This is a genomic window from Paenibacillus sp. FSL R5-0713, assembly GCF_037973325.1.
Classification (GTDB): Bacteria; Bacillota; Bacilli; order Paenibacillales; family Paenibacillaceae; genus Paenibacillus.
The window spans coordinates 2,168,280-2,180,472 of the sequence record NZ_CP150229.1; the positions used below are offsets into that span (position 1 = coordinate 2,168,280).

Here is a 12,193-nt window from a genome sequence, read left to right on the forward strand (position 1 = left end):
TAGCGACGCCACCATAACCAAGCAACATAGGAACGCGAGCATTCTGCTAAATCGTTTTGGCATAGATTGCAATCCTCCTTATTTTTGGATCTGGTTCGCCCACGGCGGCTTACCCGCATCGTATTCGGACACATTGTCCATTTGACAAGCGCCCAACTATATATATTAAGTTTATCAGGGGTTCAATCCTTTAATTTACACATAAACCATACGTAAACATTTAGAACGGTAGAGATGCCGTTAATTTTTTGATAATCTTGTACGCAGCTGTACATGTAGATTGCTTCATATCAATGGTGTTGTAGTCTGCATTCATTTCAAATTGCAATAAAAAAATCCACCTTATGAACAAGAAACTACATTGAATTGGAAGGGTGGAAGACGTAATATGAGGAGAAATGTAAGCGTATTCATTTTAGGGTGTTTCTTTAGCTCCTTGAGCGAGGTGGTCTTGTTTTAAAGGTGAAATAAGGATTACGTGCTTTTGAATATTAAACGAAGGGGAGAATGCTATGCGAAAGCGGATTTCAATCATAACGTTAACTTTACTATTGACCTTCAGTAACTGTGTAAGTCTTGTTCTGCCATTTAACAATCAAGCTTCAGCGGACCCCATAATACCAACGATGTTGGCACATTATCCATTGCTTGAGGATGTACAGGATACATCAGGTCATGGCAAGCATGGAACGGCAGTAGGAAACATTTCGTATGTTGATGGTCTTACTCTACCTGGAGGAACAGATAGTAACACGAACTACGTTCAGCTTCCTACGGGTTTGTTTGATCATCAAGAAAATACAACGATTTCTGTATGGATCAAAAGTAACACGGGAAGCGGAAACTACGCAGCATTGTTCTACGGTACACCAGCAGCTGATAATAAATTGCCAACGAACTATTGGCTGTTTAATCCATCGAATCCAAGTGGTGATTTTAAGTCCGTATTTACGGATCGCAATAATGTGGACCAGCCTTGGACAACTGAGATAGGAGTATCAGGCGTTTCTACCTCACAATATCAAGGTCAATGGGTTCACTATACCACGGTCATAACAGAACATTCTATTACAGGTTACATTAACGGTGTAAGCATAGGTACGGCCGCCAAAGAGAAAACAACAGCAAGCTTTGGTACGGATTTGCAAGCTTACATCGGTCGCTCCAATTATTTAGGGGATGGAACTTTTGCGGGTAGCTTTCAAGATTTAAGAATTTACGGAGAGGCACTAAATAATGAAGATATCGCGGCAGTATATGAACAATCATTTAATGAAAAGCAAGTACAACAAAGCAAAAAAGAGCTAACATTAGGTGATGTATCTGCCGTGACAGAATCTCTTGAACTGCCTACTGAAGATAAGTATGGCGCATGGATATCATGGACTTCCAGTGATGAGAGTGCGATTAGTGCAACTGGGGAAGTGACCTTACGAGAAATGGAGCAACAAGTGACGTTAACGGCAACCATTTCTTTAGGTGGAAGCCAGGCAATGAAGGAATTCATCATTACCTTACTGCCTAAGGATGACTCTAATGAGCAGATTACCGTTCAAGAAAAGATGCTAAACGATGATCTGCTGCTTCATTACGACATGAAAACGACTACAGAAGTAGACGGTCAACTCGTACTAAAGGATGTTGCCAACAAGCCAGTTACATTCGATGGGATATTTAAAAATCCAAACAATGGACAATTCATTTCAAATAGTGAAGTGGGTTTTATTTCCTTCAATGGTGGAAGCTCTACATCAAATAGTGGATATGTTGAGATTCCTAAGGGCTCCAACGGACTGGATCTATTACAAGGTCTGAATGAGATTACCGTATCTTCCATCGTAAACTGGACGAATGATGGTACGAATCGCTGGATTTTCGGGTTGGGTACGGTGTTAACACGGGAAACGAATAAATATTTCTTCGTAACCCCACGTCATGGTAGCGGATCAGGCAATATGATTGCTACAGGTATCTCTAAAAATGGCTGGCCGAACGAAGCATTAGTTACAGGTGGCGCAAACTCCAACCTGATCGGTGGACAGTGGAAGCATGTAACGGTGTCCTTCTCTGAAGCCAGCAACAGGATCACATTATTCGTGGATGGAGTCAAGGTGGCTTCAGGTAATGCGAAGGGACTAAAACTGTCAGAAATTATGAATCCGGATTCTACATTCTCAGGCTTTATCGGTAAGTCCATCTTCTCGAACGATCCATACTTTCAAGGTAGCGTGGCTGATTTCCAAGTATATGATCGTGCATTGACGGAGCAAGAAATGGGCGAGTTATATCAACAAGAAGCAGCAACTCACATCTCCAAAATACGTCAGCTCACTGTTGATGATGCAGCGAATCAACTTAACATCGGTCATTACTTAGACGAGGCAGATCAGAGTGCGGAGCAGATAACGAAAGACCTTACCTTACCGACGAGCGGTAAAAACGGTGTAAGCATCACTTGGAGCTCTAGTCATCCTACGGTCATTTCTGACAGTGGTACTGTGCAACGTCCAGATGCTCAAGCAAGTGATGTTCAAGCAGAGCTTACGGCTACTTTAACGTATCAAGGCGTATCTAGAGCGGCTGCATTCCCGGTTACGATCTTGAAGCAATTTGATGATCAGCAGAAGGTTGATCTGGATGCTGAACAAGTAGAGATCTACAATGCGGACAATGTTAAAGGCAACTTACGTCTTGTAACCACAGGTGAACAAGGCTCCACCATTACATGGGCATCCAACAGGCCGGCGGTTGTTAAAGGAACGGCTGAAGCGGCTGGTAACGCTACACAGTTAGGCTGGGTGAGCCGTCAAGCTACGGATATACCCGTTACGCTAATCGCTACTATTACGAATGGTGCAGCTTCTAAAGAGCTTACGTTTAACGTTACAATTAAAAAAGCAGTTGCGCCAGTAAAGCCTGATGCGTACTTCTTTGCGTACTTTACAGGTGAATATGAGGGCGGTGAAGAGATCTCCTTCGCTACAGCGGAAGATCCATTGTTCTGGAAAGCGTTGAATAATGGGAAATCTATCCTTCAATCGGATATGGGTGAAAAAGGGCTTCGTGACCCATTCGTTATCCGGTCAGCAGAAGGTGATAAATTTTATATGCTGGCAACCGATTTGAAAATGGGTGAAAGTACAGATTTTGACCAGGCTCAAATTACGGGTAGTCATTACATGATGGTTTGGGAGTCGGAGGATCTCGTGAATTGGAGCGAGCAGCGGATGATCAAGGTGGCTCCTAAAACGGGAGGAAATACGTGGGCGCCAGAAGCGATCTATGATCCGGAAACTGGAGAGTATATCGTATTCTGGGCATCATCAATGAAAAACACAGAGACATATGGTGACTATAACGGAAGACCGGAAGGTCAGTACAATGTGATGTACTACGCAACAACACGAGATTTCTACACCTTTTCTGAGCCCAAGGTCATGATTGATGAGTCACTGCCGACCATTGATACGACGTTTATTGAGCATAATGATATGTTGTATCGATTCACCAAGTCAGAAGTAAATACCAAAGTGTATGTAGAGAAAGCACCAAATTTCTACTATGACAAGGATGGTATTGCAGCAAACGGCCTTCAATACGACGCTGTTCCGGGTACACGTGATAACAAACTTGGCTTGATCGGAAAAAATGGAAATAATGAAGGACAAACGATTTTCAAAGATATTCATAAAGACAAATGGTATCTGTTCCTTGATTCATGGCCGTATCATGTACGATATACAACAGAACTGGATAGCAGCACGCAATATATCAACAATGTGTTAAGTAGTGATCAATATGCACTTCCGCCAGGACCACGACACGGAACGGTGATTCCAATCACACGTGCAGAGTATAATGCTTTGCAAGAGAAGTATGCATGGAAAGGACCAGTACCATCAACAGACCCAGTTGTACATTACTCATTTGATGCAGATACAGTGAATGGTACAACGTTGAACGACATTTCTGGTAATGGCCATCACGCAACACTCGTAGGTGGAGCAACGATTAATGAAGAGGATCGCATCGGTAAAACGGGTGGGGCATTAGAGCTTAATGGATCAACAGGATATGTGAAGCTGCCAGATCACTTGGTTCAATCCTTGAATCTGGAGAAGGCAACGTTCTCTACATGGGTTCAAATGGACCGAAATCAGGCAAATCAAAGAATATTTGATTTTGCTTCCGAAACAGGCAGACAGGTGAACCGCAATACCATGTACTTGAGTACACAAGGGGATACAGGTAGTCTGGAGTTCGCTGTCGTAACCCCTTTTACAGAGAAATTCAGCAATGACAGCACGAAACTCGGATCAGATTATAAATATGCAGTGAGAAATGCTGGACTATTACCAACGAAGACTTGGCAGCATGTTGCCATTACAATGGATGAATTTGATGCCGTATTGTACGTGAATGGTCAAGAGGTTAAACGCAGCTCGACATTTAACGTGGAGCCGAGAATGTTGCTGGAAACAACGATGAATTATATTGGTAAATCGAGAAACAGCTCTGATCGTCTATTTGCTGGTAAATTGGATGATTTCCGTATTTATAATCGTGCATTATCCGTTGAAGAGATTGCAACTTTGGCTAATGAAGACGTTACTCCTCCAGTAGAGCAGCCATCTGGGGCAGAACTCATTCTCCACTACGATATGAATGATATCGATGGTGCGACGGTTGTTGACCAAACAGGAAACTTTAACGGAAAATGGATGAATCCGTCTAAAGCAGAATGGATTAGTACACAAGATGCGGGTGTACTAAGCTTTACTGGTGGCACAACTAACTCCTATGTAGAGCTGCCACAAGGAGTTCTCGATGGATTAACGGATATCACCGTTTCGTCCATTGTGAACTGGAGCGGTAAAAATGCTGCGGAGTGGTTATATGCATTAGGAAGACCAAACAGTAATACGCACTATACGTATTTCACACCACGTTATAACGCTAACGGTCTGGCTCGCTTAGGTATCGCGACAAATGCCTGGAATAATGAGTCTTCAACTTCGACCACGGGCTTAAAGAATAATGAATGGAAAGTCGTTACAACTGTTGTTTCAGGTACAGATGGTACACTAACGCTTTATATTGATGGTGTTGCTGTTGCATCAGGATCAACGAATGGTATGACGTTAGAACAAATAAAAAATATCTCAGGAAGTAGTGGAACCATTGGGAAGTCATTTTATCCGGCTGATCCATACTTCGGCGGGTTGATTGCAGACTTCCAAATCTATGATGGTGCGATGACAGCAGCAGATATTGCATCACTGAAGGCTCGTGCAGATCAGAAGATTGCTTCGATGAAGGGCATGTTTGTATCGGCTGCGACAGAGAAATTAACCATTCATGATCTTCTTGCCTCGAATACATCCAAAGATGCGATTATAAGCAATGTAACTTTGCCAACATCAGGTGCTTATGGCACAACAATAAGCTGGACTTCGGATAAGGGGAATGTCATCTCAACTACAGGTGCCGTAACCAGACCAGCTAACGCAACGGGTGATCAAGTTGTAACGTTAACAGCAGTATTTACAGATGGTACAGAGACAGCTCGCAAAACCTTTACGTTGATGGTTAAGGCATTGCCAAGCGATGCCGCTTCTGTAGATGAAGCAAAAGCAGCGCTAGTCGTTCATAACATTGGTGATGTTAGAGGTCATCTCTCATTACCGAAATCTGGACTATATGGAACAACCATTACTTGGGCTTCTGCTCAACCCAATGTCGTTTCAGTGACTGGTGAAGTACAACGTCAGGCGTACGGTAGTGGAGATATAGACGTGAAGCTTACAGCTACGATTACATTAAATTCAGCATCCGCTACAAAGGAATTTATGGCGAAGGTGAAGGAACGGCCTGCTGATGAAAAATATGCGGGATACTTCTTCACATATTTCACTGGAGAAGGTAGCTCAACAGGCGAGCAAGTTCACTTTGCACTAAGTAACGGTAATGATCCGTTGAACTGGCGAGAATTGAATAATGGTAAACCTGTATTGACCTCTACCTTAGGGGAGAAGGGAGTACGAGATCCATTCATTATTCGTTCGCCTGAAGGTGACAAGTTCTATATGATCGCTACCGATCTGAAAATTAACGGCAATGGTAGCTGGGGCAGAGCACAGACATGGGGCAGTCGTTCGATTATGGTGTGGGAATCGAATGATCTGGTCAACTGGACAGATCAACGCATGGTAGAGGTTGCACCGGAAGAAGCGGGTAATACATGGGCACCAGAAATCATGTACGACAAAACAACTGGTGAATATATCGTATTCTGGGCATCAAGAATGTTTGACGATGCATCCCATACAGGCAGTGCATATCAAAAAATGATGTATAGCAAGACAAGAGATTTCTATACGTTTACTGAACCGCAAGTATATTTGGATTATGGATACTCCATCATTGACACAACGATGATTGAGCATGATGGAAAAGTGTATCGCTTTACAAAGGATGAGCAAGACAACGGAGCTGCTGCTCCATTTGGCAAGATGGTCTTCCAAGAGGTTGGTAACTCGATCTTAGATCCAGCCTTCAAGATGATTAATCAAGGTGTGGGTAGTATGAAATGGGTTGAGGGTCCAACGATCTTCAAATCAAATACAGAAGAAAAATGGTATTTATTCGTAGATGAGTTTGGTGGAAGAGGTTATATTCCATTCGAGACAACCAATCTTGCATCAGGTGTCTGGACATTATCTTCTAACTACAATTTACCCGCGAGTCCGCGTCACGGAACGGTAATTCCCATTACACAACGTGAGTATGATGCACTTAGTGGGAAAAACGTACCCGTTAGTGGAATTAGCCTGGACCAAACGACGTTGTCCATCGTAGAAGGTAAATCAGGGCAATTGACAGCTACCGTATTACCAGCTAATGCAACGAAAAAAGCAGTAACATGGCGCTCCAGTAATCCAGCTGTAGCCACTGTAAGTGCGACGGGGCGAGTAACAGCGGTGGCAGCAGGAACAGCAAACATTACAGTAACTACAGAAGATGGTGGGTTTTCATCCAGCGCTACAGTAACAGTAACACCATTGGTTGATGGGACTCCAGAAGCACCAAGCAGTGGGGATGGAAATGGTGGCGGTAATATCCCTGCACCTACAGCACCACCAGCTACAGGTGGAAATGAGCCAGTGGTAATGGACAACGGCCAAATAAACATTAAGCCAGTCGCAAGTGAGAACGGTGCTTCTAACGTGAAGTTAAGTGCGGATACAGTGAAGCGTGCGCTTGATCAAACGACAAGCGGTGAGCTACAGATACGAGTTGAAGGTGATCAAAGCTGGAACGGGCTAACGATTGAGTTAGCAGTAGATGCGCGCTTAACAAGTGGATCTTCTACGGTAGATCGCATCGAGATCAATACAGGCTCTGCAGTCGTAAGCGTGGCAACCGAACTGCTCGGAACAGGAACAAGTGCGGGGAAAACGTTAGGATTGTCGATTAAGAAAATAACAGCTAATCAATTGTCAGCTAGTGCACAAGCGGGGCTAACTGGTGAGGTCGTATATGATATCGAGTTAACGATTGATGGTAAGAAGCTTACAGCGTTTGATGGCAGAGATGATCTCGTGATTGCATTGCCATACACCCTAAAAGCTGCCGAAAATCCAAACAATGTCATCGTATACGATGTGAAGGACAACGGTGAGCTAAGAGTGGTGACGAATGGTAAATACAATGCAGCGACAGGAAAAGTAGAGTTCAAGCCAACGTATCTAAGCAAGTATACGGTAGCGTATGTTGCAACGAGCTTTAAGGATGTGACCCAAGACTGGGCGAAGGATGCCATCTCAGCATTGGGAGCAAGAGGCATTGTGAAGGGTGTAGGCGACGGCGAGTTTAATCCGAAGGGTCAAGTGACAAGAGCAGAATTCATCACCATGCTGATGAATATGTTGGAGTTATCGGATGAGAGCGCAACGACAAGTTTTAGTGATGTGAAGCAAGGAGAATGGTACCATGGAAACATCGCAACCGCGCAGAAGCTGGGGATTGTGAACGGAAAACCAAATGGAAGATTCGGAGTTCATGAGAACATTACACGTGAAGATATGGCCGTTATGGTATACAAGGCGATCCAAATGAAGCAACTAGCGTTAGCAAGTGGTGAAGCTACTGCTTTCAAGGATGAAGCAAACATCGCAAACTACGCGAAGCAAGCGGTAGAGGCAATACAGGGAGCAGGCATAATCAACGGTGTAGGTAACGATGAGTTTGCACCGAAGAAGAACGTCAGCCGTGCAGAAGCAGCAGTGATGATCTATAATGTGTTGGGTTTAATGTAGACACGTGCTCATAAGATCGTGGCATTACAAAGTCAGGAACGTTACCACTTCTTGTGGTAGCGTTTTTGGCGTACCATTTCGATTCCCTCATGTTCAATACCTAAAACTTGGCCACTAACACAAGGACTCTTGAGTGTAAGTGGTTTTTTTATGATTCACATTGCAGTGATATTTATCCTTTTTGAAAGCGCTTTTAAATTAATGTAGACAAGAGAACATACCAGATGATATATTGTTTCTGTAAGAAACAATATTATTTTTGTTGAGAACTATATTATACGTGTCCTTGTTAAGGGCGGAAGAAATGATCTCTCGGAGCTTAAGCTGGGACACTACAAAAAGGACGGGGATATGATGACTAAAATCGAGACAACAGTTCAATCCTTTGACGGTACACAGCTTTATTTCAGCAAGGATACAGTGGAAAATGCCAAAGCCGCTGTCGTTATTGTGCACGGATTAGCGGAACATACCGGTCGCTATGATTATGTGACAGAGAAGCTGAGTCAGCGCGGGTTTAACGTATATCGATTCGATCATCGCGGTCATGCCAGATCGGAAGGACAGCGTACGTTCTACAGTGATTTTCACCAGATCATAGAGGATGTCAACGTTGTGGTGGAGACTGCTTTGCAAGAAAGCGGAAATCTTCCGCTGTTTGTTATCGGACATAGTATGGGCGGCTTCGCAACATCGTCTTTTGGAACGAAATATCCAGGCAAGGTTAAAGGTATCGTGTTATCCGGAGCGCTCACTCGTTACAATACAAAAGTTGCTGGAGAACTGCCGATGGATCTGCCTACAGGCACGTATTTCCCGAATGAGCTGGGCAGCGGCGTATGTAGTGATCCCGCAGTTGTATCCGCTTACGCGAATGATCCACTAGTTGAAAAGCAAATCTCTGTAGATTTGTTTAACAGTCTGGGAAATGGCATAACATGGCTGAAGGAGAACGCTGAGAAGTTTATAGATCCCGTACTTGTTCTGCATGGGGCGAATGACGGGCTGGTCAGCGAAAAGGATTCTCGTGATTTTTACGGTGATATTGCTTCAACCGATAAAACACTCAAAATTTATGCTCATCTGATGCATGAGATATTTAATGAACCAACCCGTGATGACGTTATTGAAGAAGCAATCACATGGATTGAAAAACGAATCTGATTTCAGTAGAGTAAGAGAGAGAATCTGAATGATGAAAGGGATTATCCATGAAATTAGATTGGATGGGCGACCATCGGGAACTGATTGAAAAAATTATCAAATACGGCAATGCGTACTCGAACACCTATAAGTTGCAGCGAAGTTATGGTACGGATATGATGTTCTCGGCTTCACAGATTCAGACGCTGGAATACATTCTGGAAGCCGAGGACAAGGAAGAGAAGATGACGGAAATGGCTGCGCGCCTGGGCGTAAGCCGCAGTACATTTTCCAAGAATGTGAAGAATCTGACCGAAAAAGGACTGCTCGAGAAATTCCATCTAAGCGGTAACCGCAAAGATATTTACGTCAAACCTTCGGCAAAAGGGCGCGAGGTATATGGCAAGTATACCGAATTTGTGCGAGAGCTTTGCTTTGATGAGATTTTCAAGTATGCCGATCAGATTTCAGATGCCGACAAACAAAACTTTATTCGCATTATGGATATGTTCGCCGATGTACTCGTCTGGTATGGTGAAAAGGAACAGGAAGCGCGTAAATTAATCAGAATTGATTCGGATTCGGGCAGCGACTAGTTTCGAGATAAAAGGGATTTTCCTCAAGGCTGTTCTGTGGACGGAAAGGAAAATTCCTTTTTGCTTGCTCTGAAACACGAATCTTGAAATTAAGGCACTAGCCCATTCCCTCCGCGAATGTCCGTCATACAGTATAAGGTGCTCTCGTGAACTGCTGTATGACAAATGTTGAATAGGGAGATGGATAGATTGAAATCAAAAACGAAACTGACCGGACGAGTGATCTTCAGAGGTGATCCAGGATATGAGGCCGCGCGAAAAAACTGGGACCCGCATACGGACAGATTTCCTAAAGTATTTGTTTTTGCTCAGAAAACAAAAGATGTCTCCAATGCCATCCGATGGGCTCGTGAGAATGATGTGCCGATCCGGCCGCGAAGTGGCAGACACGCGCTTGAAGTGAACCTTTCACAGGTGAATGGCGGTATCGTGATTGACGTGAGTGATCTGAATTCGATCAAGCTTGATAAAAAAAATGGAACCGTCGTTGTAGGAACAGGCAACCGGGTAGGAAGAATTGCGAATACCCTCGCCAAGCAAGGATTCATCGCTCCTTTTGGTGACAGCCCTACAGTTGGAATCGGTGGGATTACGTTAGGCGGGGGAATTGGGCCTCTCCAGCGTACCATAGGTCTCATCAGTGATAACCTGCTTGAAGTGGAGATGGTGGATGCCAACGGAAAAGTCATCCGGGCGAATAAAAATCATAATGCAGATCTCTTTTGGGCCTCACGTGGTGGGGGTGGTGGTAACTTCGGAGTGTACACCCGCTACAAGTTCAAAGTGCGCCGGGCTCCAGCGAAAGCGACAGTATTTAAAATCACCTGGCCATGGGCTCAATTCGAAAAGGTGCTCAAAGTATGGCAGCGGTGGGCTCCCTCTGTTGATACGAGATTGGGCAGCGAGTTGTCCATCGGACCAAAAAAAGGTGGTAACGTTATGATGGAGGGACTGTTCTTAGGCTCTAAAACAGAGGCCCTCCGATTATTGCAGCCAATGACTAGTGTCGGCACACCGACGAGCTCCACGGTTCGTTTGTTGCCTTACCCGGAAGTTGTGAAGTTCTTATTGCAGCCTGACCCGATTCAAACGCAAAGGTTCAGTAACCAGTTCTCCTCCGGTTTCGGAAGAAAACCATTTCCTGATAAGGCCATCAAAACGATGCGGGCATTTTTGGAGAATATAGAAGAGGGGCCAGGCGGGTTCTATTTCCTGAACTGGGGTGGAGCGGTAAGTCGCAAATCACCTCGATCAACCGCATTTTTCTGGCGGAAAGAGAAGTTCTATGTGGAATGGACCAGTACGTGGATCAAACCTTCCCATGCCGCTAAAAATATTGCACTCGCTCGTAATACTCGCAAGAAATTGCAACCATACATTGTCGGTTCCTATATCAACGTTCCAGACCAAGGAATCAAGAATTCCGGTCCAGTGTACTATGGAGCCAACTATGCCAGACTGCGGAGAGTCAAAGCCAAGTATGATCCGAAAAATGTGTTTAACAATCCGCAAAGCATCACGCCTGCTCGGAGAGTGTAATCCATATTCACTTGTTCACTGTCTAATTAATGAGTGAAGAAACACGCCTTATTGGGCGTGTTTTTGGTATGTAAAATATAAATGCCAGAACAAGGAATGAAATCAACCTGTGAACAAGCATGAACAAGCGTGAACGACGGTGGAAAGATATACGACGCACACTCAGGATATCACGACCGTGAATACTTTTTTCACCGAACAACGAAAAAACCGCCCTCGGTCATATGACCAAGAGCAGTTTCTTCACATGCCAACTAGGCATGTCAGTTGTTGGAGCAATTAAACGTTAACTTTTTCTCCAGCAAATACTTCCACGTTCATTGGTGCGGCCATAAAAGCTGCTGCTTGTTGAACAAAAGCCTGGAAATGTGAGCTTGTGTTGTGGGAAGCTGTAGCAGCTTCATCTTTCCACAGTTCAATCATCGTGTATTGTTGTTCGTGTTCTGTGCTTTTTGTCAGATCGTAGCTGATGTTACCTTCTTCTTGACGTGTAGCCGTGATCAGTTCTTTAGCTGCAGCCAGAAATGCTTGTTCTTGAGCCGCTTGAATTTGCAGATGTGCGTGAATGATAATCATAATAGTTAACCCTCCAGAGTG

General features: G+C 44.2%; 5 protein-coding genes. 4 read left to right on the forward strand and 1 reads right to left on the reverse strand.

The window, feature by feature from the left end; all coding sequences use genetic code 11:
• The first annotated feature begins 512 nt into the window (after nt 1-512).
• The 4 genes from MKZ12_RS09945 to MKZ12_RS09960 all read left to right on the forward strand — a co-directional run bounded on the left by MKZ12_RS09945 (nt 513) and on the right by MKZ12_RS09960 (nt 11,596).
• On the forward strand, nt 513-8,318 hold the full coding sequence (locus MKZ12_RS09945) for an immunoglobulin-like domain-containing protein (protein WP_339260198.1): 7,806 nt from the start codon (nt 513-515) through the stop codon (nt 8,316-8,318).
• A gap of 354 nt (nt 8,319-8,672) precedes the next feature.
• Nucleotides 8,673-9,482: a lysophospholipase gene (locus tag MKZ12_RS09950; protein WP_339261363.1), complete on the forward strand. Its 810-nt coding sequence runs from the start codon at nt 8,673-8,675 to the stop codon at nt 9,480-9,482.
• Between the two features lie 47 nt (nt 9,483-9,529).
• Entirely contained in the window at nt 9,530-10,057 is a 528-nt protein-coding gene (locus MKZ12_RS09955) for a MarR family winged helix-turn-helix transcriptional regulator (RefSeq protein ID WP_339241037.1), read from the forward strand.
• Nucleotides 10,058-10,237: 180 nt separating this feature from the next.
• Nucleotides 10,238-11,596: an FAD-binding oxidoreductase gene (locus MKZ12_RS09960; RefSeq protein WP_339260200.1), complete on the forward strand. Its 1,359-nt coding sequence runs from the start codon at nt 10,238-10,240 to the stop codon at nt 11,594-11,596.
• Nucleotides 11,597-11,875: 279 nt separating this feature from the next.
• Here the strand turns inward: MKZ12_RS09960 and MKZ12_RS09965 are convergent, their stop codons facing one another.
• Nucleotides 11,876-12,172, reverse strand: a complete 297-nt coding sequence (locus MKZ12_RS09965) for a putative quinol monooxygenase (protein WP_339241040.1) — start codon at nt 12,170-12,172, stop codon at nt 11,876-11,878.
• Nucleotides 12,173-12,193: the final 21 nt, after the last annotated feature.